This is a genomic window from Bradyrhizobium iriomotense (assembly GCF_018130765.1).
In the GTDB taxonomy this organism is placed as follows: Bacteria; Pseudomonadota; Alphaproteobacteria; order Rhizobiales; family Xanthobacteraceae; genus Bradyrhizobium; species Bradyrhizobium iriomotense_A.
This window is the reverse complement of sequence record NZ_JAFCJZ010000015.1, coordinates 94542-118741: the sequence shown is the minus strand read 5'-3', so window position 1 is coordinate 118741 and position 24200 is coordinate 94542. Positions and strand designations below refer to the sequence as shown.

The 24200-nt window shown below is 64.9% G+C and carries 20 protein-coding genes; 3 read left to right on the top strand and 17 right to left on the bottom strand.

Annotated elements, in window-relative coordinates:
- The first annotated feature begins 117 nt into the window (after positions 1-117).
- Complete coding sequence (locus JQ635_RS24660; protein WP_211412373.1) at positions 118-1449, top strand: MFS transporter; 1332 nt, start codon at positions 118-120, stop codon at positions 1447-1449.
- A 169-nt stretch (positions 1450-1618) separates the two neighbouring features.
- Here JQ635_RS24660 and JQ635_RS24655 read toward each other — a convergent pair whose 3' ends face one another.
- From JQ635_RS24655 to JQ635_RS24645, 3 genes are read right to left on the bottom strand one after another with little or no spacing between them, the layout of a single operon-like run.
- A complete protein-coding gene (locus JQ635_RS24655) occupies positions 1619-2032 on the bottom strand; it encodes a Rieske (2Fe-2S) protein (protein ID WP_211412372.1) in 414 nt (137 codons plus the stop codon).
- Entirely contained in the window at positions 2032-3141 is a 1110-nt protein-coding gene (locus JQ635_RS24650) for an amidohydrolase family protein (RefSeq protein ID WP_211412371.1), read from the bottom strand. The genes JQ635_RS24655 and JQ635_RS24650 overlap by 1 nt, the downstream gene beginning before the upstream one ends.
- Positions 3142-3166: 25 nt before the next feature.
- Positions 3167-4225 carry an amidohydrolase family protein gene (locus tag JQ635_RS24645; protein WP_211412370.1) on the bottom strand — a complete coding sequence of 353 codons (1059 nt, stop codon included), beginning with the start codon at positions 4223-4225 and terminating at the stop codon, positions 3167-3169.
- Positions 4226-4372: 147 nt separating this feature from the next.
- Here JQ635_RS24645 and JQ635_RS24640 point away from each other — a divergent pair, with 147 nt between their 5' ends.
- Complete coding sequence (locus JQ635_RS24640) at positions 4373-4855, top strand: CinA family protein (RefSeq protein WP_211412369.1); 483 nt, start codon at positions 4373-4375, stop codon at positions 4853-4855.
- 162 nt (positions 4856-5017) lie between these two features.
- Here the strand turns inward: JQ635_RS24640 and JQ635_RS24635 are convergent, their stop codons facing one another.
- From JQ635_RS24635 to JQ635_RS24575, 13 genes are all read right to left on the bottom strand, one after another.
- Complete coding sequence (locus JQ635_RS24635; RefSeq protein ID WP_130365771.1) at positions 5018-5293, bottom strand: DUF1488 family protein; 276 nt, start codon at positions 5291-5293, stop codon at positions 5018-5020.
- 236 nt (positions 5294-5529) lie between these two features.
- Entirely contained in the window at positions 5530-6138 is a 609-nt protein-coding gene (locus tag JQ635_RS24630; protein ID WP_211412368.1) for a tetratricopeptide repeat protein, read from the bottom strand.
- A gap of 121 nt (positions 6139-6259) precedes the next feature.
- On the bottom strand, positions 6260-7729 hold the full coding sequence (locus JQ635_RS24625) for an AMP nucleosidase (protein WP_211412367.1): 1470 nt from the start codon (positions 7727-7729) through the stop codon (positions 6260-6262).
- A gap of 267 nt (positions 7730-7996) precedes the next feature.
- On the bottom strand, positions 7997-9331 hold the full coding sequence (locus JQ635_RS24620; RefSeq protein ID WP_211412366.1) for an HlyD family type I secretion periplasmic adaptor subunit: 1335 nt from the start codon (positions 9329-9331) through the stop codon (positions 7997-7999).
- Complete coding sequence (locus JQ635_RS24615; protein WP_211412365.1) at positions 9328-11076, bottom strand: type I secretion system permease/ATPase; 1749 nt, start codon at positions 11074-11076, stop codon at positions 9328-9330. Before JQ635_RS24615 ends, JQ635_RS24620 begins: the two co-directional genes overlap by 4 nt.
- Before the next feature lie 256 nt (positions 11077-11332).
- A complete protein-coding gene (locus JQ635_RS24610; RefSeq protein WP_211412364.1) occupies positions 11333-11602 on the bottom strand; it encodes a GlsB/YeaQ/YmgE family stress response membrane protein in 270 nt (89 codons plus the stop codon).
- Positions 11603-12286: 684 nt separating this feature from the next.
- Positions 12287-13261, bottom strand: a complete 975-nt coding sequence (locus JQ635_RS24605; protein ID WP_211412363.1) for an ABC transporter ATP-binding protein — start codon at positions 13259-13261, stop codon at positions 12287-12289.
- Positions 13258-14673, bottom strand: coding sequence for an amidase (locus tag JQ635_RS24600; RefSeq protein WP_211412362.1), 1416 nt, complete (start codon positions 14671-14673; stop codon positions 13258-13260). Before JQ635_RS24600 ends, JQ635_RS24605 begins: the two co-directional genes overlap by 4 nt.
- Entirely contained in the window at positions 14670-14867 is a 198-nt protein-coding gene (locus JQ635_RS24595) for a hypothetical protein (protein ID WP_211412361.1), read from the bottom strand. Before JQ635_RS24595 ends, JQ635_RS24600 begins: the two co-directional genes overlap by 4 nt.
- On the bottom strand, positions 14864-15925 hold the full coding sequence (locus tag JQ635_RS24590; RefSeq protein ID WP_211412360.1) for an ABC transporter ATP-binding protein: 1062 nt from the start codon (positions 15923-15925) through the stop codon (positions 14864-14866). The genes JQ635_RS24595 and JQ635_RS24590 overlap by 4 nt, the downstream gene beginning before the upstream one ends.
- Before the next feature lie 3 nt (positions 15926-15928).
- Entirely contained in the window at positions 15929-16831 is a 903-nt protein-coding gene (locus JQ635_RS24585; RefSeq protein WP_211412359.1) for an ABC transporter permease, read from the bottom strand.
- Positions 16832-17036: 205 nt separating this feature from the next.
- Entirely contained in the window at positions 17037-17990 is a 954-nt protein-coding gene (locus tag JQ635_RS24580; RefSeq protein ID WP_018643381.1) for an ABC transporter permease, read from the bottom strand.
- Between the two features lie 194 nt (positions 17991-18184).
- Positions 18185-19846 carry an ABC transporter substrate-binding protein gene (locus JQ635_RS24575; protein ID WP_211412358.1) on the bottom strand — a complete coding sequence of 554 codons (1662 nt, stop codon included), beginning with the start codon at positions 19844-19846 and terminating at the stop codon, positions 18185-18187.
- A gap of 199 nt (positions 19847-20045) precedes the next feature.
- Between JQ635_RS24575 and JQ635_RS24570 the strand changes: the two genes are divergently transcribed.
- Positions 20046-21641, top strand: a complete 1596-nt coding sequence (locus JQ635_RS24570; protein ID WP_211412357.1) for an ABC transporter substrate-binding protein — start codon at positions 20046-20048, stop codon at positions 21639-21641.
- 320 nt (positions 21642-21961) lie between these two features.
- Here JQ635_RS24570 and JQ635_RS24565 read toward each other — a convergent pair whose 3' ends face one another.
- The gene (locus JQ635_RS24565) at positions 21962-24193 is read right to left on the bottom strand and encodes a CHASE2 domain-containing protein (protein WP_211412356.1); all 2232 of its coding nucleotides are present in this window, start codon (positions 24191-24193) and stop codon (positions 21962-21964) included.
- Positions 24194-24200 lie beyond the last annotated feature (7 nt).

Below are 24200 nucleotides of genomic sequence, written 5' to 3'. Positions count from 1 at the left end.
GTTGACTCCCCAGCCCTCGCGCGGGAAGGGGTATGACAGATTGTCGCAGCTTCAATCTGTTGCCTTGCCGTGAAATGAGTTCCGGTCCGGCCACGTCTTTCCAAGGGGAGCAACGTCATGGCTGGACCAGCCGCCTCAACCAATCCGCCCGAGATCAAGTCGCGCATCGGCGCGATCCTGCGCGCAACCAGCGGCAATTTCCTCGAGCAGTTCGATTTCTTCCTGTTCGGCTTCTACGCCGCCGCGATCGGCAAGGCGTTCTTCCCCTCGACCAACGAGACCGCCTCGTTGCTCAACACCTTTGGCGTGTTCTGGCTCGGCGCGTTGATGCGGCCCGTCGGCGCCATCGTGCTCGGCGCCTATATCGACCGCATCGGCCGCCGCCAGGGCCTGATCGTCACGCTCGGCATCATGGCGTTCGGCACCGTCGTCATCGCGTTCTGCCCGAGCTACGCGACCATCGGCATCGCGGCGCCGGTCATCGTGCTGATCGGCCGCCTGCTGCAGGGCTTCTCCGCCGGTGTCGAACTCGGCGGCGTGTCGGTGTATCTCGCGGAAATCGCAACGCCCGGCAACCGCGGCTTCTACACCTCGTTCCAGTCATCGAGCCAGCAGGTCGCGATCTTCGTGGCGTCGATCCTCGGCTACCTCCTGTCCGAGGTGATGCCGGCCGACACTGTGGCCGCCTGGGGCTGGCGCATTCCGTTCTTCGTCGGCTGCCTGATCATTCCGCTGATCTTTGTCCTGCGGCGGACGCTGGAGGAGACGCCGGCGTTCCTCGCGATGAAGAAGCACCCGACGGCCAGCGAGGTGTTCGCCTCCGCGCTCGCCAACTGGCGCATCGTGCTGCTCGGCATGATGATCGCGATCCTGACCACGACGACGTTCTACTTCGTCACCGTCTACACGCCGACCTTCGGCAAGACGGTGCTGAAGCTATCGACGCATGACGCGCTGCTGGTGACGCTGCTGGTGGCGGTCACCAACTTCATCTGGAATCCGGTCGGCGGCGCGCTGTCCGACCGCATCGGCCGCAAGCCGGTGCTGATCGGGATCGCCGGCCTTGCGCTCGTGACCGCCTATCCGGCGCTGTCCTGGCTGGTGGCCGCGCCGACCTTCGGCAAGCTGCTCGCCGTGGAGATGATGTTCTCGTTCTATTTCGGCATGTACAGCGGCACCATGCTCGGCGCCCTCGTCGAGATCGTGCCGGCGCATGTGCGCACCACCTGCTTCTCGCTCGCCTTCGCGCTTGCCGCCGCGCTGTTCGGCACCTTCACGCCGTTCGCCTCGACCTGGCTGATCGACTACACCGGCAACAAGGCCGCGCCTGGTGCCTGGCTGATGTTCGCGGCGCTGCTCGGCATCATCGCGGCCTCGATCGTCTACCGCGGCGGCGGCAATGCGGTGCCGACGTATGATACGGCGGCGGAGCCGGTTGCGGGGCATTGAGGGTCTGTCTTCACCTCTCCCCGCCTGCGGGGAGAGGTCGAATTCGATCGCAGATCGAATTCGGGTGAGGGGGTACAGGTCCATCGGCCATCTCGTTCGCGGAGAGAAGCCCCTCACCCCAACCCTCTCCCCGTAAGAACGGGGCGAGGGAGCGCACTGCCCGAGCCGCTTACAGCTCCACCACCACGTAATCGCTCTCGACCGTCACGGGAATCGTCTCCGCCACATACGGCCCCTTCACCACGCTTGCGCCCGGCTCGACATGGGCTGGATAGGCCTTCACGCGGAAGCGGCGGGGATCGCAGTAGGATTGTCCGGTGCGGATGTCGAATTCCCAGCCGTGCCAGGGGCAGCGGATGATCTCACCTAACTTCGTGTATTCGATCTCGCCGGGATTGCTCGACTGGGCGAGGCCGATCAGCGGCCCCTCGCACAGCGCCGCGCCCTGATGCGGGCAGCGGTTCATCAGGCCGAAATATTCGCCCTTGATGTTGAAGACCGCGATCGGCCGGCCGTCGATCTCCAGGAATTTTCGCGTGCCCGGCGGAAGCTCATCGACCGGCGCAATGACGTGACGCGCCATCAATTCATTCCGTACAGCTGCTTCGCGTTGCCGAGATAAAACGCCTCGCGATTGGCTTCGCTGACGCCCGCCGGCAGCACGCGCGAGGGCTCATCATAGTCCCAATGCGGATAGTCGGTCGCGAACAGCAGCCTGTCCCAGCCGATCCATTTGATGACGTCGAACAAATCCTCGCGGCTTTCAGGATCTTCCATCGGCTGCGTCGTCCACCACACCTGCTCGCGGATATATTCCGACGGCGGCCGCTTCACATGCGGCACCTCGCTGCGCAGCCGCTGCCAGGCCTTGTCGAGCCGCCACGCCAGCGACGGCGCCCAGCCGAAGCCGGCCTCGATCATCACCATCTTCAGCTTCGGGAAGCGCTCGAACACGCCCTCCAGCACGAGGCTCGCCAGCGCCGATTGCTGGCACTGCGAGTGCCCGACCATCTCCTCGATGTAATAGGACGGCCAGCCCGACGGCGTGATCGGGTTGCCGCCGAAACCGAAGGCGTGGACGCCGACGGGAAGACCCGCCTCTTCCGCGGCCTGATAGATCGGCCAGTAACGGCGCTGGCCAAGCGGCTCGACGTTGCGGCTGAGCAGCAGCACCTGCACGAAATTCTTGTCGCCGGCGCGCTCGCGGATCTCGGCGGCGGCCGACAGCCCGTCCTCATTGCCGACGACGATCGACGCCTTCAGCCGCTTGTCCTTGCTGGTCCATTTGTCGATCTGCCAGTCGTTGATCGCCGAGCACAGCGCGGCCGAGAGCTCGTGATTGCGGATGCCCTGCCCGGTGTTGAGCGGATTGAGCACGCCAAGCTGCACATTGTTGGGATCGAGCAATTGCTTCTGCATGAAGGCGAGCGAGGAGCCCTGCGGGCCGCCTTCCGGCGGATAGGCATCGCGGCGCGAGGCATTGGGCTGCGCCTTCGGATAGGGCGGGCCTTCCATCATGCCCTGATAGGCATGAACGCCGTAGACCTCGAGATGATGCTGCCAGCGCTTGGCGAGGTAGGGATACAGCTCGGTGCGGGTGGCGCGTGCCGGGTGGATGTCGCAGTCGGCGATCGCGGTTCTGACGGTCAGTGGGGAAGCGGCTTCTTGGCTCTCGCGGAACTGGATATTCATCGCCTTGCCTCCTTTGGCAGCGGGCTCACGTCAGGCGGGGATAGGTCGCATACGGATTGTCGATCATGATCTTGCGCACGAGATCGGGGGACAGACCTTTGGGCAGCGCGTCCTGGTCGTCGAACTGCCAGTGCGGATAGTCCGTGGAGAATAAGACCAATTCGTCCGACTGCATATGCTCAAACAGGCGAATTAATGTCTCCGGTTCCGGCGGCGCATCAAATGGCTGTAACGAGAAGCGGATGTTGCTGCGCACAAGTTCCAGCGGCGCGCGATCGACCCACGGCGTCTCCATCCGCACTCCGCGCCAGAACTTGTGCAACCGCCAGAGATACGGCGCGATCCAGGAGACGCCGGATTCCAGCATCACCATTTTCAGCCGCGGATATTTGGCGAACACGCCTTCGACGATCAGGCTGGTGAGCTGGGTCTGGAACGCCTGGGCCTGACCGACATAATCCTCGATGTGATAGGACCCCCATCCCACCGCAGTCGGCGGATTGTGATAGGCGGAACCAGCGTGGATGCCGATCGGCAGGCCGAGCCGTTCCGCCGCTTCATAGATCGGCCACAGCGCGCGCTTGCCGAGCGGCGTGTCGCCCATGACAAGCATCAGCACCTGCACGAAGCGCCGGTCTTCTGCGCAGCGCTCGATCTCGGCGACGGCCTTCTCGATGCTTTGCGTGGGAATCACGATCGAACCACGCAGCCGTGAATCGCGATCGAGCCATTCCTTCACAAGCCAGTCGTTCAGCGCGCGGCAGAAGGCCGCCTGCAAATCTTCCGAAAACACCATCTGCACGCCATAGAGCGGATTGCAGATCGCATGCTTGAGCTGGAAGGGATCGAGCACATGGCGCTGCATCGCCTCCAGGCTCTCGCCCGGCTTGCCGCTCTCGGGGCGCCAGTCGGGGCGCGCCGTAATCGGCGAATTCCGCGGATAGGATTGCGAGACGAGGTCGACCATGCCGCGCGTCGTTACCTGATCGCGCCAATAATCGTTCAGGTATGGCAGCAGGCTGGTCAGATGCGGCACGGCCGGATGCACGTCGCAATCAATGCCGCCGGCGATCAGGGACGCCATGACGTCTCCCTTCTCACGTTTCCTCGCATGTCCCTTTTCTTACCCGCCATTCAAGCAGGCCTGCCCGTCGCCCGCAACTCGGCCAAGCCTGCTGTCATATGCTAGGAAGGCTGAGCTCGGTTGCGAAGAAATAAGGGGTCTCAAGGGATGAAAGAGCTCGTCGGCATTGCGGAACAGGTCGCGGCAAAACTGATCGCGCGCAAACAGACCATTGCGGTGGCGGAATCGTCCGGCGGCGGGCTGATCTCGGCCAGCCTGCTCGCGGTGCCCGGCGCGTCCGGCTATTTCCTCGGCGGCGCCGTGGTCTACACCCGCGATGCCAGGCGCGTGCTGATGGATATTTCGGATGAAGGAATGAAGGGCTTTCGTTCGTCGTCTGAGCCCTACGCGCAATTGCTGGCCGAGCAGATGCGCAGCCGCTTCAACAGCGACTGGGGCCTGTCCGAAACAGGCGCCGCCGGCCCCACCGGCAACCGCTACGGGGATGCCGCCGGCCATAGCTGCATGGCCGTCGCGGGACCCGCAACGGAGGTGATGACGCTGGAGACGGGCAACAATGACCGGTTCAGCAACATGCAGGTGTTTGCTGCGACCGCGCTGAGGCTGTTGTTGAGGAAGCTGGAGGGGTGAGCTGCATCGATGCGGTGAGCCGGGACAGTCTCGCCGCATAGCCGCTGTCATGCCCCGCGAAGGCGGGGCATCCAGTACGCCGCAGCCTATCGATCGATCACGACCGTCTCGGAGTACTGGATCGCCCGCCTTCGCGGGCGATGACAGCGGAATATGTGGGCCCTACCGCCCCAAATGCCTCATGAAAATCCGCACCACATAGCCCTGCACCCGCGGCGCCTCGTCGTAGAGGTCCGACGCGATGCGTTCGATGGTCTCGCGCAGGGACAGGAATTGCGCCTGCCGCGCGCTGCTCTCGGTGCCCTGCATGCCCGCAAGCTCGTCCATCGCGGCGTCGGAGATCTGGCAATCCACGACGTCACCATCGTTCAGCATGGTGAAGCGAAAGGCCAGACGTTCGAGGTCGTGGCCGATAATCCTGTCGCGCGTCAGCGGCATCCAATTGTCCCGTTCGCGCCCCCGAACGGGACAATGCTGAAAATCTGACGCGTTGTCACCGCCCGCGCTGAAGCGCGATGAGATTTGGATGAATCGTCTTCGCACTTTAGGTTATTGTTTACGCATGAACTTTCCGGAAAAGCGCTTCGCGCTTTTCCGGATCATGCTTTTGGGGACATGGCGGTGATACGACGCTCTTCAACAGCGCGCTCGCATCAGCCCGCCACGCTCCAACGTCAGTAGACGAGCGCGGTTCCGGTCGGCTTGTCCAGCGCCGCGGCCAGCGATCGATATTCCTCGCAGTCCGTCCCGCAAATGGATGCGATCCGATCGAGGTGATAGAGCGCTTGCTCGCGGTTGCCTCGCTCGAGCTGCCACAGCCCGTAATATTGCCACGTCAGCACGTGGTTCGGATCTGCCTGCAAGGCGCGCTCGTACCAGACCTGCGATTGCTCGTAGTCGCCAAGCTTGCGGTAGGAGTAGCCGATGAGGTTGGCGACGTTCGGATGGTCGTCATGGCCGAGCGACTTCAACTGTGCGATCGCGGCCGCATAGTCGTTGCGCTCGTAGATGGTATCATAGGCGACGCGATAGCCCGCGGCGAAAGCGGGATCGCCGATGCTGGACTGGTTGCCTTGCTTCTTGCCCTTCTGGGTTGCCTTGGTGCCAGGTCGCTTCGGATAGGTTGGCTGCGGCTTCTGATCCGAATAGGCGCCGCCATAAGGATCGGTAGAACCGGAACCGCCACCGCCTCCTCCACCACCGCCCGCGGCGAACGCAGGCGAGCTCAACTGGGCCGCCGCAAATGCACCGAGCGCGACGAGCCTGATCATCCCTGTGAACATCTTCGTCTCCTGTCCTGCTTCAAGCGGCCCCGGACGAATCGATAACCCTGCGTCGGCAGGGATATTCCAAGACGCTGCGCTCACGGAAACGTCAGCGTTCGTACGACAGTTCTGTTGTCCCTTACTGGAATGCCACTTCGGCAAAGCTTCTCAGCTTTCGCGAATGCAGGCGTTCGGATTCCTGCTGCTTGATCCGCTCCAGCGCTTTCAGGCCGATCTCGAGATGCTGGCCGACGCGGCGGCGGTAGAACTCGCTCGCCATGCCGGCAAGCTTGATCTCGCCATGCAGCGGCTTGTCGGAGACGCACAGCAGCGTGCCGTAGGGAACGCGGAAGCGGTAGCCGTTAGCGGCGATCGCGGCCGATTCCATGTCGAGCGCCACCGCGCGCGACTGCGACATGCGGCGGATCACCTCGGGGCCGGAGATCTCCCAATTGCGGTTGTCGACGCTCGCGACGGTCCCCGTGCGCATCAGGCGCTTGAGCTCAAAACCTTCGAGGCCGGTGACGTCCTCGACCGCCTCCTCGAGGGCGACCTGCATCTCGGCCAATGCCGGGATCGGGACCCAGAGCGGCAACTCGCGATCGAGCACGTGGTCCTCGCGCACATAGCCGTGGGCCAGCACATAGTCGCCGAGCCGCTGCGTGTTGCGCAGGCCCGCGCAATGGCCGAGCATCAGCCAGGCGTGCGGCCGCAGCACGGCAACGTGGTCGGTGACGTTGCGCGCATTCGACGGACCGGTGCCGATGTTGATCAGGGTGATGCCGCGATAATCGGGTTCGACCAGATGAAAGGCCGGCATCTGCGGCGTGCGCACGGGCGCGGCCCCCGTCGTCGCGCCACCGGCGCGCGTGATGACGTTGCCGGGCGCGACAAAGGCTTCGAGGCCGGCTTCGCCGGCCTGAAGCCGCTGCTGGCAGAGCTGCGCGAAGGCGTCGATATAGAACTGGTAGTTGGTGAAGATCACGAAGTTCTGGAAATGCTCGGGATCGGTGCCGGTGTAGTGATAGAGCCGGCGCAGCGAGTAGTCGACGCGGGCGGCCCGGAACAGCGACAGCGGCTCGGGCGCACCCGGCTGAAGCTCGAAGGTGCCGTCGGCGATGGCATCATCCATGGTGGCGAGATCAGGCACGTCGAACGCATCGCGCAGCGAGCGCGTAACGGCTGAGTTCTCGCTGGTGGTGATGGCCGCTTCGATGTTGATGTCGCGGCGATAGGCGAAATGAATCGGGATCGGCTCGGCCGACTCGCCGATCTCCACGGGCACACCATGGTTCTGGATCAAGAGGCCGATCTGCTCGGTCAGATAGGCACGAAACAGGTCCGGCCGCGTGACGCTGGTCTCGTGCACGCCGGGTCCGGCGACGAAGCCGTAGGACAGCCGGGAATCCAGCCGCGCATGCGTCGCGGTGGTGAGGCGGACGAAGGGATAGTAGGCCCGCACCCGCGTGGTGACGGCTTCGCCGCCGACATAGGCCTCGAACCGGTCGCGCAGGAATTTTGTGTTGCGCTCGTAGATCTCTTCGAGCCGGGCAACGGCAAGAGACGCATCGGAGAAGGATTTCGTGGCGATGGACGGAGGGGACTGCATTGTTCGACCGCCGGGTTGGTGGGGCTTGAGCCGAACTATAGCAAAGAACGGGAAAGCGTAGGGTGGGTTAGCGCAGCGTAACCCACCACTTCTGCTTCTGCGGAGAGTGCCGTAGGGTGGGCAAAGCGAAGCGTGCCCACCAATGCTCGCCGTGTGAAAGACGGTGGGCACGGCGCGTTGCGCCTTTGCCCACCCTACGGACCGTCATCACGGCTCAAGATCCCGGATGCGCGCCAAGCGCGCTCCGGGATGACGCGCTTTCGCGCGTCACTTCTCGCGGAAGGCGCGCATCAGCTGGTCGTGCAGCGGCTTCATCAGGTAGGACAGCATGGTGCGGTCGCCGGTCTGGACGAAGGCTTCCACGGGCATGCCGGGGATGATCTTGACGTCACCGAGGCGGGCGATTTCCTCCGGCGGCATCGAGACGCGGATGGTGTAGTAGCTCTGGCCGGTGCGCTGCTCGGTGGTGACATCGGGCGAGACGCGGCTGACGACGCCGTTGAGCTCGGGCGTGGTGCGCTGGTTGAAGGCGGACAGGCGCAGCAGCGTCTTCTGGCCGATCTGGAGCTTGTCGATGTCGACCGGATTGACCTTGGCCTCGACCTGGAGGTCGTCGGCCTGCGGCACGATCAGCATCAACGTGTCGCCGGCGGTGACGACGCCGCCGACGGTGTGAACGGTCGATTGCAGCACCATGCCATCCTGCGGCGCACGGATGTCGACGCGGCGAAGCTGGTCCTCGGCGGCGACCTTGCGCTCGATCAGCTCGCCGATCTTGTCGTTGGTCTCGCGCAGATCCTTGGAGACCTCGCTGACCATGTCCTTGTCGACCTGGATGATCTGAAGCTCGGTCTCGGTGATCTTGCCCTTGGCCTGTGCGCGCGAGGCGATGTACTGCGCACGCTCGCCGTTGAGGCGGGCACTGTCACGCTCGAGCTGGGTCAGGCGCGAGATCTGCACCAGACGCTTGTCGTAGAGATCGCGGACGCCGGTGAGCTCGTTCTGGACCAGCGCGATCTCCTTGTCCTTGGCCGTCTCCTGCGCGGACAGGCCCTCGATTTCCTCGTTGAGCTGCAGGACGCGCTCGCGCAGCTGCGCCTTCTGGCCGGCGCGGCCGTTGACGCGGACGTCGAACAGCTTGGACTCGGCGGAGAGCAGCGCCTTGACATCGGGATCGCCAGCGCGATCGAGCAGGGATTGCGGGAACTCGATCTTGTCGAGACCGCGCTGCTCGGCCTGGAGCCGGGCGGTGCGCGCCAGCGCGGCATCGAGATTCTTGGTGACGATGGCGAGGTTCGCCCTGGTCACGGTGTCGTCGAGCCGCACCACGATGTCGCCGGCCTTGACCACGTCGCCGTCGCGGGCGCGCAGCTCGCCGACCACGCCGCCGGTCGGATGCTGCACCTTCTTGACGTTGGATTCGACCACGATCTGGCCCGGCGCGATCAACGCACCCGAGATCAGCACCGTCGATGCCCAGCCGCCGAGGCCGACGACGAGGACCAGCACGATGCCGAGGCCGAGCATCAGGTGAAACTTGATGGAATCACGCACGGTCTTCTTGGCGGCGGACTTCGTACCGCCGATCGCCATCGTGCTCATGATTTGGCCACTCCGCCTTCACTGACGACCTTGATCGGGGCCGGCGGCGTCACCCGCGGCTGGAGCACCTGGGCGAGCACCTGCTCCTTCGGGCCGAAGGCCTGCATGCGGCCATCGCGCAGCACCAGGATCTGGTCGACCGCCTCGACGCCGATGGGGCGATGCGCCACCACGATGACGATGGCGCCGCGATCGCGCGCCGAGCGGATGGCGCGGGTCAGCGCCTCGTCGCCTTCGGTATCGAGATTGGAATTGGGCTCGTCGAGCACGATCAGGAACGGGCTGCCGTACAGCGCACGCGCCAGCGCCACGCGCTGCGCCTGTCCCGCGGACAGCGCCGTGCCCTGCTCGCCGACCTGCGTGTTGTAGCCCTCGCGCATCTTGATGATCATCTCGTGCACGCCGGCCTCTTTCGCCGCGGCGATGATGCCGTCGGAGGTGGCCTCGGGATCGAACCGGCTGATGTTCTGCGCGATGGTGCCGCCGAACAATTCGACGTCCTGCGGCAGATAGCCGATGTGGCGCCCGAGCACGTCGCTTGACCATTGGTCGAGCGCCGCGCCGTCGAGCCGCACCTTGCCGCGCACCGGCTGCCAGACGCCGACGAGCGCGCGGATCAGCGAGGATTTGCCGGAGCCGCTCGGCCCGATCACGCCGAGACCATTGCCGGCGGCGAGCGCGAAGGTGACGTCCTGCACGATGAGGCGCTGGTCGCCCGGCGGCACCATGGCGACGCCCTCGACCGAGAGGCGGCCGGTCGGCGCCTGCAGCTGGGTCGGCATCGTCTGCGCCGGCATCTGCTCCAAGAGGCGCGTGAGGCGATGCCAGCTCTGGCGGGCCGCGACGAAGGACTTCCAGTGCGCAATGGCGAGATCGACCGGCGCCAGCGCGCGGGCGGACAGGATCGAGCCGGCGATGATGATGCCCGCGGTCGCCTCCTGGTGGATGACGAGATAGGCGCCGACGGCGAGCACCGCCGATTGCAGCATCATGCGCAGCACTTTTGCGACCGCCCCTAAGCCGCCGGCGACGTCGCTCGCACGCTGATTGCCGGCGAGATATTTTTCGTTGGCCTCGCTCCAGCGCTGGTTCATCCGGCCGGTCATGCCCATCGCCACCATCACCTCGGCGTTGCGGCGGCTGGACTGGGCGAGATCGTTGCGCTGCGCGGCAAGGCCCATCGCCTCTTTCGCCGGCTGGCGGGACATGAATTCGGTGACCAGCGTCAAGCCCACCAGGATGATGGCGCCGACCAGAGCGGTCACCCCGATCAGGACGTGGAAGGCGAAGCAGATGGCGAGGTAGAGCGGCAGCCAGGGCAGGTCGAAGAACGCGCTCGGGCCCATGCCGCCGAGGAAGGAACGGACATTGTCGAGGTCGCGCAACGGCTGCAGGCCCTCGTTGCGGCTCCCGACCAGCAGCGGCAGGCGCACGATGGTGTCGAACACACGCTTGTTGAGGGCATCATCGAGCGAGGTTCCGATCCGTCCCAGGATCCGGTTGCGGATCATGTCGAGCACGCCCTGCGCCATGTAGAGGAAGCCGGCGAGGATAATGAGGCCGACCAGGGTTGGAACACTGCGGCTCGGCAGCACCCGGTCGTAAACCTCCAGCATGAAGATCGACCCGGTCAGATAGAGCAGGTTGATCATGCAGCTCATCAGGCCGACGCCGACGAACGCCGTGCGACAGGCGCGCAGCGCGTCAGCAAGCTCTGAACGGCGAACGCCGGGTACGGCTGCCATCAGTCTGATCTCTTTCGGGTATGGGGCAACGCCCCTGATTTCAAAGGCAATTTCAGGAGTAATTGACCTGGATTAACATCGCGTTCTCAGCCCTTCGTCAACGCGGTTGAATCAATCCAAACCCCTGATGGCCCCATCTACTACCCCTGATGGCCCCGCGCGCAAGCCCGGAATCTCACAGGCTTGCGGCTTTTTCTTGCGGACCTGGCGCCTTTCCCAAGATGGGGAGGCGCCAGGTTCCGACGGCTTTCAAGCGCTAGAGCCGCCCGCCGCCGCGCACCAGGCGGACCACCAGCAGCAGGATGATGGCGCCGATCGCGGAATAGATGATCTCCGAGACCAGCCCGATGCCGAGATGGATGCCGAGCCGCGGGAACAGGAAGCTAGCGACGAAGGCGCCGGCGATGCCGATCACGATGTCGCCGATGATGCCGAACCCGCTCCCGCGGACCACCTTCCCCGCGAGCCAGCCGGCGACCAGGCCGACGAACAGGATGACGATGAGGCTTTGGCCAGAAATGTACATAAGTTGAAGTCCCTCTCCGTGAACGGGCGCATGGAACCGGAACCGGGATGAATGGGGTCTGAATACCCCCCTGCGGCCCTCGCTGCCGCACCGCCCCAACAAAAAATGTCGAAAACAACCCCATGCACAGTAGAACGCGCTTGGCCGGAATGCGGGCGGCGAACTGTGACAACTCGGTGTTGTCATAGAGGAATTCCATGCGAGCGCGCATTTCTCAGTGAGGGACGCACTGCACTCTCATTCCCTCCCCCCTTGCGGGGGAGGGACAGGGAGAGGGGTGCCACACGGGGACTCTCTCGATTTGTGCGCGCGGCAGGATCGTAGATGGTTAGACCATTTCCTGGGCTACCCCCCTCCCCCGCCCTCCCCCGCAAGGCGGGGCAATCGCATATGGATTTCACGAGGATTGTCCGCGGGCTTGCTCCGCCTCTCCCGCTTGCGGGAGAGGCCGCCGCGCTCGCAGAGCGCGGCGGGTGAGGGCTCTCGCCACGCAGGGATATCCTCCGCAATCCTCGACAATCCCGACGCGGAGACACCCCCACCCCAGCCCTCCCCCGCAAGCGGGAGAGGGAGCCCAGTGCCGATGCCGCAGCATCGCGCACGCCATATGCGATAGCCCTCCCCCGCAAGGGGGGAGGGAGCGCAGTTGTGCGCGGGGATGTACCTCGGCTTCCAGCGAACGAACTACGTCGCGACCACCGGCTCCGCCAGCACGCACCTGGCCGCCCTTCCCGGCCCGACCTCCACATTCGCTGGCAGTTGCTCCAGGCAACGCGGCTGCGCCATGGCGCAGCGGGGGGCGAAGGAACAGTTGTGGGGCTTTTCGGCCAGCGATGGCGGGGTGCCGGGGATGGTCTCGAGCCGTTGCCCTCGCTTCGCGCCGTGGATGGTGGAAGCGAGCAGGCCCTTGGCATAGGGATGCACCGGTGTGCGGACGATGTCGCGCAGGCTCCCCTGCTCCACGATCTGGCCGGCATACATCACCGCGACGCGGTCGCAGATCTCGATCGCCACACCAATGTCGTGGGTCACGAAGATGACGGACATGCCGAACTCGCGCTGCAGCTCGCGCAGCAGCAAGAGGATCTGGATCTGCACGGTGGCATCGAGCGCCGTGGTCGGCTCATCCGCCAGCAGGATCTTGGGACGACAGGCGAGCGCCAGCGCGATCATCGCGCGCTGGCGCATGCCGCCGGACATTTCGTGCGGATAGGCGTCCAGCCGCCGCTTGGCCGAGGGAATGCGCACGACCTCGAGCATCTCCAGCGCTCTCGCGCGCCCCTCCGCATAAGACTTGCCCTCGTGGCGCACCACGCTCTCAGCGATCTGCGCGCCGATGGTGTAGACGGGGTCAAGCGCGAGCGCGGGCTCCTGGAAGATCATCGAGACGGTCTGGCCGCGGAACGACGACAGCTGCTCGTCATTCATGGCAAGCACGTCCTGTCCCATGACGTTGACCTTGCCCGAAATCTGCGTGCGCTTTTTCGGCAACAGCCGCATCAGCGCACGCAGCGTCACACTTTTTCCCGAACCTGATTCGCCGAGCAGGCCCAGCACTTCGCCATCGCCGAGCGACAGGCTGAGGTCATTCACGGCATAGACCGTGCGCTCGCCGGTGAAGCGGATGTTGAGGCCTGATATCTCGACGAGCTTGGTCATGACGGCAGTTTGGGTATCCGGTCGTGGTAGTCGGTGGCGCGCTGGAAGGCGGCGCCGATGGTGAGCAAGGTCGCTTCATCGAAGGAGCGGCCGATCAGCTGCATGCCGACAGGCAGGCCGCTCTTTGTGAAGCCCGAGGGAATGGTCAACGACGGCAGGCCCAAAAAATTCACCGGGCGGGTGAACAGCGTCAGCCGCTGCAACAGCGCCGGCGCGTTCGGTCCGCCGCCGACGTCGCTCTCCTCGATCGTCGGCGCCGGCACTGGCGAAGCCGGTGCGATCACGGCGTCGACGCCCGCGGTCGCCGCATTGTGCGCGGCGAGCGCCGGGCCGCGCCAGCGCATCGCCTCGAGATAGGTGATGGCGGGAACGGCCAAGCCGTTCTGGAGGCGCATCAATGTCTGCGCGCCGTAATCCTGCGAACGCTCGACCAGCCAGCGCTTGTGGAAGGCGGCGGCTTCAGCGGCCAGCACGAGCTGGCTCGCCGCCTGCAATTGCCGCTGGTCCGGCAGCTCGACCTTGACGATGTCGGCGCCCTCGCGCTTGAGCACCGCAATGGTCTCGTCGAGCACGCGCGCGACCTCGCTGTCGAGATCGTCGACATAGTAGGTCGCGGGCACGCCGATCTTGAGGCCGTTCAGGGATCCCTTGGTCGCGGCGACGTAGTCCGAGAGAGCCTCGTGGCTCGCGGTCGGATCCTCCGGATCCGGGCCGGCCGTCAACGCCAGCAGCAGCGCGCAATCCTCCGCGGTGCGCGCGAGCGGGCCGACCGTGTCGAGCGATTGCGACAGCGGCATGGCGCCGGCGCGGCTGACGCGGCTCCAGGTGGTCTTGAGCCCCGTGACACCACAGAAATGCGAGGGCATGCGGATCGAGCCGCCGGTGTCGGAGCCGAGCGCGGCATAGGTCAGGCGCGCTGCGACCGCCGAGCCGGAGCCCGAGGACGAGCCGCCGGTGATGTGCGCCACGTTCCAAGGATTGCGCACCGGACCATAATGGCTGTTGTGCCCGGTCGCACCATAGGCGAACTCGGCGAGATGTAGCGTGCCGAGGCGGACCTGGCCGGCGTCCTTCAACCGCTGCAAGGCGGTGGACGTCGTGGTCGCGACGAAATCGCGGCGGATCAGCGAGCCACAGGTCGCGACGTGGCCGGCGTCGTAATACATGTCCTTGTGCGCGAGCGGCACGCCGTGCAGCGGACCGCGGACATTGCCCTTGGCGAGCTCGGCATCGGCGGCTTCGGCCGCCTTCAGCGCGGCCTCCGATTCGATCGACATGAAGGCGTTGAGATGCGGCTGCCATTGCGCGATGCGGTGCAGCAGCGCACGCGTGACCTCATGCGAAGACACCTGCTTCATCGCGATCGCACGCGCGACCTCGGTGAGAGTCATCAAGGCAGGTTCAAGGCTCATTTCGACACCTTCGTCGCCTGCGCAACCACGTAGGACGCCGGCTCGAGGTCGAAGGGCAAGGTGCCGGCAATCGCGGCAAAGCCCTCGAAGGCGGGCCCGATGGAGTTGGAGATGCGCGTTGCGATCTCGTCGTCCACGGGAACGCCCGAGACTTGCGCGATCGGCTTGATCTCTTTTGGTGTCGGTCTTGTCATGCTGTTTCCCCTGCGGGTGCGCGGCTATGGCCTGAACCCGGGATCGCCATGTAGCACGCGGCCTCGTGGCCCATTGTATCGACGGCCGTGAGCTTTGGTGCGGCATTTGCGCAGAGCGGCTCCGCAAACGCGCAGCGGGTGTGGAAGCGGCAGCCCGGTGGCGGGTCGATCGGATTGGGCGGATCGCCGGTGATCGGCGGCTTCTCGGTGCGTCTGTCAGGATCGGAGGACGGCATCGCGGCGAGCAGCGCGCGCGTATAGGGATGCGCGGGGCTGTCCCAGACCTCGTCGACCGGGCCGAGTTCGACGACCTCGCCGAGATACATCACCAGCACCCGGTCACTGATGTAGCGCACGACATTGAGGTCATGGCTGATGAAGAGATAAGTCAGGCCGAACTCGCGCTTGAGATCGGCGAGCAAATTGAGCACCTGCGCCTCGACGGACTTGTCGAGCGCGGAGACCGCCTCATCCAGGATCACCAGCCGCGGCGACAACGCCAGCGCGCGTGCGATGTTGACGCGCTGGCGCTGGCCGCCGGAGATCTCGTGCGGGTAGCGATTGGCGAAGTTTTCCGGACGCAAGCCGACCTTGCCGAGCAGCTCGCGCGCCAGCGCCCTCGCCGCGCCATCGGCCATGCCGTGGACTTTCGGGCCGAAGGCGATCGACTCTTCGATGGTGAGACGTGGATTGAGCGAGGCGTAGGAATCCTGGAACACCATCTGCATGCCGCGGCGCAGCTCGCGCAACGACAAGGATCGGCCGACGGTCATGCCGTCATAGATGATGTCACCGTCATCGCGCGGCATCAGATGCATCAAGAGCCGCGCGGTGGTGGATTTGCCGCAGCCGGATTCGCCGACGATGCCGACCGTCTCACCCTTGGCGACGGAGAAGGAGACATTGTCGACGGCGCGTACGGTACGCTTGGCGGCGAACAATCCGCCGCGCACCGGGAAGTGCTTGGTCAGGCCGTTGACCTGGAGCAGCGGCTGCGCGACGCCGCCGACGTCCTCGACCGGCTCCAGCATTTCAACAGATGTGTTGATCTCGCTCATGGCCTAGTTCCTGATGTCCATGGCGCTACGCAAGCCGTCAGAGAGCAGATTGAAGCAGATCGAGACCGCGAAGATCATCGCACCCGGCAAGGCCGCGACCCAGGGATTGACGTAGATCGCGGTGCGCAGGGTGTTCAGCATCAGGCCCCATTCCGGCTCCGGCGGTTTTGTGCCGAGGCCGAGGAAGGACAGACCGGCCGCCAGGATCATCGAGACCGAGATCAGGCTGGTGGCATAGACGAAGATGGCGCCCAGCACGTTGCCGAGGATGTGCACGCGCATGATGGTGAAGGCGCCGGCGCCGGAGGCGCGCGCGGCTTCGACGAAGTCCATATTGCGCACGCCTGTCGTGACGCTTTCGGCGACGCGGGTGATCTGCGGCACGAATACGATGGTCAGCGCCACGATGGAATTGAGGATGCCGGCCCCCAGCGCGCCGGAGATCGCGATGGCCAGCAGCACCGACGGGAAGGCGTAGAACACGTCCACCGTGCGCATGATCGCGGTGTTGAGCTTGCCGCCGACATAGCCGGCAATGATGCCGAGCGAGGTGCCGACGCAGAAGGCCAGGATGACCGGCAGGATGCCGATGACCAGCGACAGCCGCCCCCCATAGATCAGCCGCGCCAGCATGTCGCGGCCGAGTTCGTCGGTGCCCAGCGGATAGCCTGTGGTGCCGATGTGACGGAGGCGGCGGATCATCGAGCCCTTATAGGGATCTTCGAGACCGAGCCACGGCGCGAGGATCGCGGAGAGGAAGATCAGCAGCAGCACCAGCGCGCAGGCCATGCTGACCTTGTCCCGCATGATGCGGCGGCCGACGGTCGCCCAATAGCCGCGCGCCTTGGTGGCGGGCGCGGCCTGCAGCGCGGCGTCGGCGGTGGCGGACAACGGAAGCTCGCTCATTGGCTGGCTCCCGGAAGTTGGTACGATCGATGCGAGCCAAGGAGGTGGTACACCTCTCCCGCTTGCGGGAGAGGTCGCGCCGAAGGCGCGGGTGAGGGTTTTCTCCTCTTGGGGGTCCTCGATTGAGGAGACACCCTCTCCCCAACCCTCCCCCGCAGGCGGGGGAGGGAGCGCACCTTTCTCTTGGCTACAGCTGGGCTCATTGCTAGCCCCGCTTGATGCGCGGGTCGATCGCGGCTTGGGCGATGTCGACCAGCAGATTGAGGAAGACGAAGAACAGCGCCAGGATCAGGATCGTGCCCTGCAGCAGCGGCAGGTCGCGCTGGAAGATCGCCGAGTTGAGCAGGAAGCCCGAGCCCGGCCAGGAGAACACGGTCTCGATCAGGATCGAGCCTCCGAGCATGTAGCCGAGCTGAAGCCCCATCACCGCGAGCGCGGTGGGCGCGGCGTTCTTGATGACGTGGCGGAACACGCCGGTTTCGCGCAGGCCTTTTGCGCGCAGGGCTTCGACGAAGTCCTGGCTGAGGATATCGCCGGTGAGCGCACGCACCGTGCGGGTGACGATGCCCATCGGAATCACCGAGGTCGTGATCGCCGGCAGCACGAGATATTTCAGATGCGCCCAATCCCAGGCCCAGGAATTCGAGCCGCTGGGACCGGCGCCGACCGCGGGCAGCCAGTTCAGCTGGACCGAGAAGATGATGACGAGCAGCATGCCGAGCCAGTAATGCGGCACGGAGACGCCGGCGATGGCGAAGGAGGTCGCGACCTTGTCGATCCAGGTCTCGCGGAAATAGCCGGCGATCAGGCCGAGCAGGATGCCCATGGTGAAGCCGATGATGGCGGCGGCGATCGCGAGCGTGACGGTGTTGCCGACCGCGCGCATGACCTCGGCCAGCACGGGGCGCCCCGTCGCGATGGAATTGCCGAGATCGCCATGAAGGGCACGGAGCAGCCAAAGCCCGAACTGCACCGGCAGCGGGCGGTCGAAGCCATAGGCGGCGCGCAGCTGCGCCGCGAGCTCCTGCGACGCATCGGCCGGCAGCACCGCAACGAGCGGATCGCCCGGCGTGATGTGCACGAGCAGGAAGCACACCAGCGCCACGCTGATGACGATGGGGACGACATAGACAATGCGTCTGGCGGTGTAGGCGAGCACGTTTGGTTCTTTCTTCCTTCTCCCCTTGCGGGAGAAGGTGGCGCGAAGCGCCGGATGAGGGGTTCTATCCGCGGATACGGTCATCTCAAACGAGCGAGGGTCTCTCCGCGGAGAGAGACCCCTCACCCGGCTTCGCTGTCGCGAAGCCACCCTCTCCCACAGGGGGAGAGGGTGCAGCGAGTATGCGGCACGCATTACTGCGCGATCGACACCGGCGAGAAGTCGATGAACCAGCTCTTCGGCTGCACGACGCCTGTCACCTTCGGGCTCATGGCGCGGGGGCCGACGTCGTGGGCGACGTACAGGAAGGCGGCGTCATCGACGGAGGCGGCGTGCAGCTCGGCGAGCGCGGCGTCGCGCGCGGCGGGATCGAAGGTCTGGCGCGCCTTCTTCACCAGCTCGTCGAACTTGGGATCGTTGATAAAACCCCAATTGTTCGAGACCGGCGGCGCCATGCTCGACTGCAGGAAGCGCACCAGCGCGAAGAACGGGTCCATCGCCGCATAGGTGACGTTGGTCGCGTTCGAGCCGTTGGCCGAGGGGTCCTTGGCGCCGCGGCGCCAGTTGGTGAACAGCGTGTTCCACTCGATGACGTCAAGCTTCACGTCGAAATAGCATTCGGCGAGCGCCTGCTGGAGATATTCGTTCATCGGCAGCGGCTGCATCTGGCCGGAGCCGGACGCCGAGGTCTGGATCTTGACCGCCAGCTTCTTGTTCGGGCCGAAGCCGGCCTCCTGCATCAGCTTCTGCGCAGCCGCCTTGTCATACTTGATCGCGAAGCTCGGCTTGCCGCGCCAGGGATGGCCCGGCTCGAAAGTGCCGGTCGCGGGCACCATCAGACCGGCGAGCAGGCCGTCCTTGAGGCCTTCGCGATCGACGCAGAGGTTTGCCGCCTTGCGCACGCGGATGTCATTCCAGGGCGAACCCTCGACGCGCGAGAACTGCCACGGCCAGACATGCGGCTGCTCGTTGGCGTAGAGCTTGAAGCCGCGCTGCTTCAGCTCCGGCAGCGCATCCGGCGCCGGCGCCTCGACCCAATCGACCTGGCCGGAGAGCAGCGCCGCGGTGCGCGCGTTCGCCTCCGGCATCGGCAAGAGCACCATCTTGTCGACCTTGGGCACGCGATCCTTGTTCCAGTAGCTCGCGTTCTTCACCAGCTCGAGCCGCTCGCGCGGCGTGAAGCTCGCCATCTTCCATGGGCCGGTGCCCGAAGCGTCCTTGGCGAAGGCGGTCCATGCGGCCTGCGACTTCGCCTTGGCGTCCGCGCCTTCGGCCTTATCGTAGAAGGCCTGCCACTTCGCCGGGCTCGCCATGAACAAATTGGTGAGGTTGATCGGCAGGAAGCTGTCGGGCTCCTTGGTGGTGAGCTCGACCGTCATGTCGTCGATCTTCTTCGCCGAGGCCAGCGTCGGCATGCGCGAGGCCGTGACGCCGACCTGGCTGGCGTCGAATTGCGGCGCGTCCTGCTTCAGCACCTTCTCGACGTTCCACACCACGGCGTCGGCATTGAACGGCGAGCCGTCATGGAAGGTCACGCCGGGGCGCAGCTTGAAGGTCCATTTGGTCTTGTCAGCATCGTCGACCTTCCACTCGGTGGCAAGGCCGGGGATCACCACGCTTGGCTTCTCGGCAGAGGACAGATCCCAGCCGGTCAGCGCGTCGTACATGGTGAGGCCGGTGAAGCGATTGCCTTCAAAACCCTGATCGGGCTGGCCGAGGGTGCGTGGCATATCGGCAGCAGTCATGCCGATGCGCAGCACCGTTTCCGCAGCAACGACGCGCGGCCATGCGGCCGCGCTGCCAAGTGCCAAGAGCGCGATCAGCGCTGCCCGAGTCTTCTTGTTCTTGATAAGCATCGCCTCGATCCTTCTTCGGCTTTCGATGATTAATTTTGATGCAATCGTATGCAATGGCTATGCCAAAGAGAAACTTATTCTGCAAATTGCCCCCGCGACGACAAGTCCTTGTGATAACGCACGGGCAAAATTGCCACGCTGCCTATTCTGGCATCAAGATTGCAAGTTTGGCCCTGAAATCTCCTGGGAGCTTTGGGCCATGCGTATTCGTCTATCGACCTGTCTCGCCGTGCTTGCGCTGGCAGTTTCCGCGGTCTCGGCGCGCGCCGAAACGGTGGTGCGCTACGGCATCTCGATGGCGGACATTCCGCTGACGACGGGCCAGCCCGATCGCGGCGCCGGCGCCTATCAGTTCACGGCCTACACGATCTACGATCCGCTGGTAGCCTGGGAGATGGACGTCGCCGATCGTCCCGGCAAGCTGGTCCCCGGCCTCGCCACCGAATGGAAAGTCGACGATGCCGACAAGACCAAATGGCGCTTCACGCTTCGCAAGGGCGTGAAGTTTCACGACGGCAGCGAGTTCAACGCCGATGCGGTGATCTGGAATCTTGACAAGGTGCTCAACGACAAGGCGCCGCAATTCGACAAGCGGCAGAGCGCGCAGGTGAAGACCCGCCTTCCCTCCGTCGCCAGTTACGCCAGGATCGACGACTTCACGGTGGAGATCACGACCAAGACCGTCGATTCCTTCTTCCCTTATCAGATGCTGTGGTTCCTGGTGTCGAGCCCGGCGCAGTATGAAAAGCTCGGCAAGGACTGGGACAAGTTCGCGAGCCAGCCCTCCGGCACCGGCCCGTTCAAGCTGACAAAGCTGGTGCCGCGCGAGCTCGCCGAGCTCAGCAAGAATCCGGACTACTGGAACAAGAAGCGCATTCCCAAGGTCGACAAGATCGTGCTGGTGCCGATGCCGGAAGCGCTGACGCGCACCAATGCGCTGCTCGCTGGCCAAGTGGACCTGATCGAGACGCCGGCGCCGGATGCCGTGCCGCAGCTGAAGGCAGCCGGCATGAAGCTGGTCGACAACGTCACCCCGCATGTCTGGAATTATCACCTGAGCGTGCTGCCCGGCTCGCCCTGGACCGACATCCGCCTGCGCAAGGCGCTGAATCTCGCGATCAACCGCGACGAAGTCGTCGGGCTGATGAACGGCCTCGCCAAGCCCGCCAAGGGCCAGGTCGACCCGTCGAGCCCGTGGTTCGGCAAGCCCAGCTTCGAGCTGAAATATGATCTCGCCGCCGCCAAGAAGCTGGTGGAGGAAGCGGGCTATTCGAAAGCAAAGCCGCTGAAGACCACTTTCATCATCGCACAGGGCGGCACCGGCCAGATGCTGTCGCTACCGATGAACGAATTCCTGCAGCAGAGTTTCAAGGAGATCGGCATCGACATCGACTTCAAGGTGGTCGAGCTCGAGACGCTCTACACGCACTGGCGCAAGGGCGCAGCCGACGAGATGAACGCCGGCATCACCGCCAACAACATCGCCTATGTCACCTCGGACCCGCTCTACGCCATCGTCCGCTTCTTCCACTCCGGCCAGATCGCGCCGGTTGGCGTCAACTGGGGCGGCTACAAGAATCCGAAAGTCGACGCGCTGATCGACGAGGCCAAGCAGACCTTCGACAGCGCCAAGCAGGACGAGCTGCTGGCGCAGGCGCATGCGCTGATCGTCGACGATGCCGTGCTGGTCTGGGTCGTCCACGACACCAACCCGCATGCGCTGTCGCCGAAGATCAAGCAGTTCGTGCAGGCGCAGCACTGGTTCCAGGACCTGACGACGATCGGGGTGGAGTGAGGGCCGAGCGCAGCCGCCGTAGGGTGGGCAAAGCGCAAGCGTGCCCACCATGATGCGACGTGAGAGAAGACGTGGGCACGGCGCTGACGCGCCTTTGCCCACCCTACGGTAGCCGCTGTTGAGCGCTGGGCGTCACGTCAAACACCGCTGTCGTCCCGGGCAAGCGCCAGCGCAGACCCGGGACCCATAACCACAGGGAGAAAATTTGGCGAAGGCTCGGAGTTACCAGCTCGCCACACAACTCCTCCCTGTGGTTATGGGTCCCGGATCGGCGCGCGCTTGAGGCGCGCTTGTCCGGGACGACAGCGAGTGTGTGACGACTACTTCGTCAGCAGCGCATACGCCCCGGTCCAGTCCTCCGGCGGCGGATTGAGCTGGAACTCCTTGATCCTCGCCTCGTAGAGCTTGAACAGCTTTTCCAGCGTGTCGGCGTCTTCGCTGCGGCGGCCACGCTCGATCGCGTTCATTGCGCCCTGCCAGTCGCGGTTGCGGTAGCAGCCGAGCATCTCGATGGTGATGTTGCGCAGGCGCTGGAAGGCGGCCGAATGCATCACGTCCTCGCGGCCGGCGATGGCGTAGATCACTTCCGGCTCGGTCTTGCCCTTGACCATGATGAAGTCGAGCTCGAGGATCGCGAACTTGTCCTTGGCGGCAAGTGCCGTCCTGGATCCGACGATGATCGGGAAGCCGTATTCCTTGGTCTGCCCTTCCAAGCGCGAGGCGAGGTTCACGCTGTCGCCGAGCACCGAATAGTTCTTCTTGAGGTCGGAGCCCATGTTGCCGACCACGCCGATGCCGGTGTTGAGGCCGATGCCGACATTGAGCGGGATGTAGACGTGACCGCCGTCGGCGGCCTCCTGCTCGCGCTCCTTGTTGACCTCGTCGATCTTCTCGAGCATCCGGATCGCGGCCTCGCAGGCGTTGACCTGGTGCTCGGCATCGTCGAGCGGCGCGTTCCAGAACGCCATGATGGCGTCGCCCATGTATTTGTCGATGTAGCCCTTCCGCTCGATGATGACGTCGGTCAGCGGCGTCAGGAAGCGGTTCATCAGCGCGATCAGCCCTTGCGGATCCTGCTTGTAGCTTTCCGAGATCGTGGTGAAGCCGCGCACGTCGGAGAACATGATCGTCATCTCGCGCTCCTCGCCGCCGAGCACGAGCTTTTCCGGCGACTGCGCCAGTTGCTCGACCAGCACCGGCGACATGTATTGCGCGAACATGCCGCGGATCTGCACGCGCTGGCGCTGCTCGCGCACGAAGCTGCCGAAGATCAGCGTCAGGTAGATCGCGGTGGTCGAGAGCAGCGGATAGGTGAAATCGATGAGTTGGCGGTCCTGCGAATAATAGAACCAGGACGTGCCGACCAGGATGGCGGCGAACATCGCACCCGCCAGCACGAGGCGGACGGGACCGAGATTCGGCGTGAAGATGATGACGAGGAGACCGATGAACAGCGCGGCGAGCAGCTCGATACCGAGCGCGTAGTTCGGCTGCGAGATCATCGCGCCGCTCAGCACGCTCTCCAGCACCTGGGCGTGGATCTCGACACCCGGCATGGCCCGGGAGACCGGCGTGGTCTTGATGTCGTTCAGGCCGACCGCAGAGGTGCCGACCAGCACGAGCTTGCCGGCGATCTTGCTCGGCGAGACACTGTTGTCGAGCACGTCGGCCGCCGAGACGTAGATCGAGGGGTCATGAGGGGCATAGTGCACCCAGAGCTGGCCGTTCCGGTCGGTCGGAATCTCCTTGCCCTTGATGCGGATGGCCCGCACGCCGGACTTGTCGGTCCGGACCAGCAGCGTCGGCGTACTGGTGACGACCCGCAGGATCTCCAGGCTGAGCGAAGGCATGATGTTGCCCTGGGCGCGCATGATCATCGGCACGCGGCGGATCAGGCCGTCGCGCTCGGTCCTGATCGTGAACAGGCCGCGGCCGGCCGCGACCTTCTCGATCACGGGCACGTTGCGCAGGAGACCCGGGAATTCGAACAGGAAGCGTTCAGCGTTTTCCTCGCCGACCGTGGCGACACCGGTGAACGGAAGCGACTTGTCGAGCTCCGACGAGATCGCGCTCTGCCCGGTCTCGCCCAGCACCACGCGCGAGCGCCTGATCGCGTCGGAGAGGATCTGGTCGTTGGTCGGCAGTTCGCGCAGCCTGGCACGCGTGGCATCGTCCAGATAGCGCATCTGTCCCGCGACCAGGTCCGGGTTGAGCCGGTCGGGCTCCGAGAACACCACGTCGAAGCCGATCGCGACCGCGCCGTTGCTGGTGAGGTTCTGGATCAGGTCGGCGATTTGCGTCCGCGGCCATGGCCACTGGCCGAGCTTGGCGAGGCTCTTGTCGTCGATGTCGACGATGGCGACCGGCCGCATCGTCTTGTGGCGCGGGTCGATCAGCTGAAACATGTCGAAGGTGCGCAGCCGCAATTCCTGGATCGGCGGCGGGTCCCAGAGGCGGGCGCCGGCGAACGCGACCAGCAGCGCAAGGCACATCAGCCGCGCAAAACCGAATTTTTGCGCAAACCACCGCCGCAGGATCTTGAGACGTCTCATGCTGGTC

Excerpts from the sequence above, each read along its gene's own strand:
- JQ635_RS24585 (WP_211412359.1), bottom strand. The coding sequence starts at position 16,831 with ATGAGCGAGCTTCCGTTGTCCGCCACCGCCGACGCCGCGCTGCAGGCC.
- JQ635_RS24625 (WP_211412367.1), bottom strand. The coding sequence starts at position 7,729 with ATGCAGTCCCCTCCGTCCATCGCCACGAAATCCTTCTCCGATGCGTCT.
- JQ635_RS24645 (WP_211412370.1), bottom strand. The coding sequence starts at position 4,225 with ATGGCGTCCCTGATCGCCGGCGGCATTGATTGCGACGTGCATCCGGCC.
- JQ635_RS24565 (WP_211412356.1), bottom strand. The coding sequence starts at position 24,193 with ATGAGACGTCTCAAGATCCTGCGGCGGTGGTTTGCGCAAAAATTCGGT.
- JQ635_RS24610 (WP_211412364.1), bottom strand. The coding sequence starts at position 11,602 with ATGTACATTTCTGGCCAAAGCCTCATCGTCATCCTGTTCGTCGGCCTG.
- JQ635_RS24570 (WP_211412357.1), top strand. The coding sequence starts at position 20,046 with ATGCGTATTCGTCTATCGACCTGTCTCGCCGTGCTTGCGCTGGCAGTT.
- JQ635_RS24590 (WP_211412360.1), bottom strand. The coding sequence starts at position 15,925 with ATGAGCGAGATCAACACATCTGTTGAAATGCTGGAGCCGGTCGAGGAC.
- JQ635_RS24640 (WP_211412369.1), top strand. The coding sequence starts at position 4,373 with ATGAAAGAGCTCGTCGGCATTGCGGAACAGGTCGCGGCAAAACTGATC.
- JQ635_RS24605 (WP_211412363.1), bottom strand. The coding sequence starts at position 13,261 with ATGACCAAGCTCGTCGAGATATCAGGCCTCAACATCCGCTTCACCGGC.
- JQ635_RS24575 (WP_211412358.1), bottom strand. The coding sequence starts at position 19,846 with ATGCTTATCAAGAACAAGAAGACTCGGGCAGCGCTGATCGCGCTCTTG.
- JQ635_RS24660 (WP_211412373.1), top strand. The coding sequence starts at position 118 with ATGGCTGGACCAGCCGCCTCAACCAATCCGCCCGAGATCAAGTCGCGC.
- JQ635_RS24655 (WP_211412372.1), bottom strand. The coding sequence starts at position 2,032 with ATGGCGCGTCACGTCATTGCGCCGGTCGATGAGCTTCCGCCGGGCACG.
- JQ635_RS24600 (WP_211412362.1), bottom strand. The coding sequence starts at position 14,673 with ATGAGCCTTGAACCTGCCTTGATGACTCTCACCGAGGTCGCGCGTGCG.
- JQ635_RS24595 (WP_211412361.1), bottom strand. The coding sequence starts at position 14,867 with ATGACAAGACCGACACCAAAAGAGATCAAGCCGATCGCGCAAGTCTCG.
- JQ635_RS24615 (WP_211412365.1), bottom strand. The coding sequence starts at position 11,076 with ATGGCAGCCGTACCCGGCGTTCGCCGTTCAGAGCTTGCTGACGCGCTG.
- JQ635_RS24630 (WP_211412368.1), bottom strand. The coding sequence starts at position 6,138 with ATGTTCACAGGGATGATCAGGCTCGTCGCGCTCGGTGCATTTGCGGCG.
- JQ635_RS24635 (WP_130365771.1), bottom strand. The coding sequence starts at position 5,293 with ATGCCGCTGACGCGCGACAGGATTATCGGCCACGACCTCGAACGTCTG.
- JQ635_RS24620 (WP_211412366.1), bottom strand. The coding sequence starts at position 9,331 with ATGAGCACGATGGCGATCGGCGGTACGAAGTCCGCCGCCAAGAAGACC.
- JQ635_RS24650 (WP_211412371.1), bottom strand. The coding sequence starts at position 3,141 with ATGAATATCCAGTTCCGCGAGAGCCAAGAAGCCGCTTCCCCACTGACC.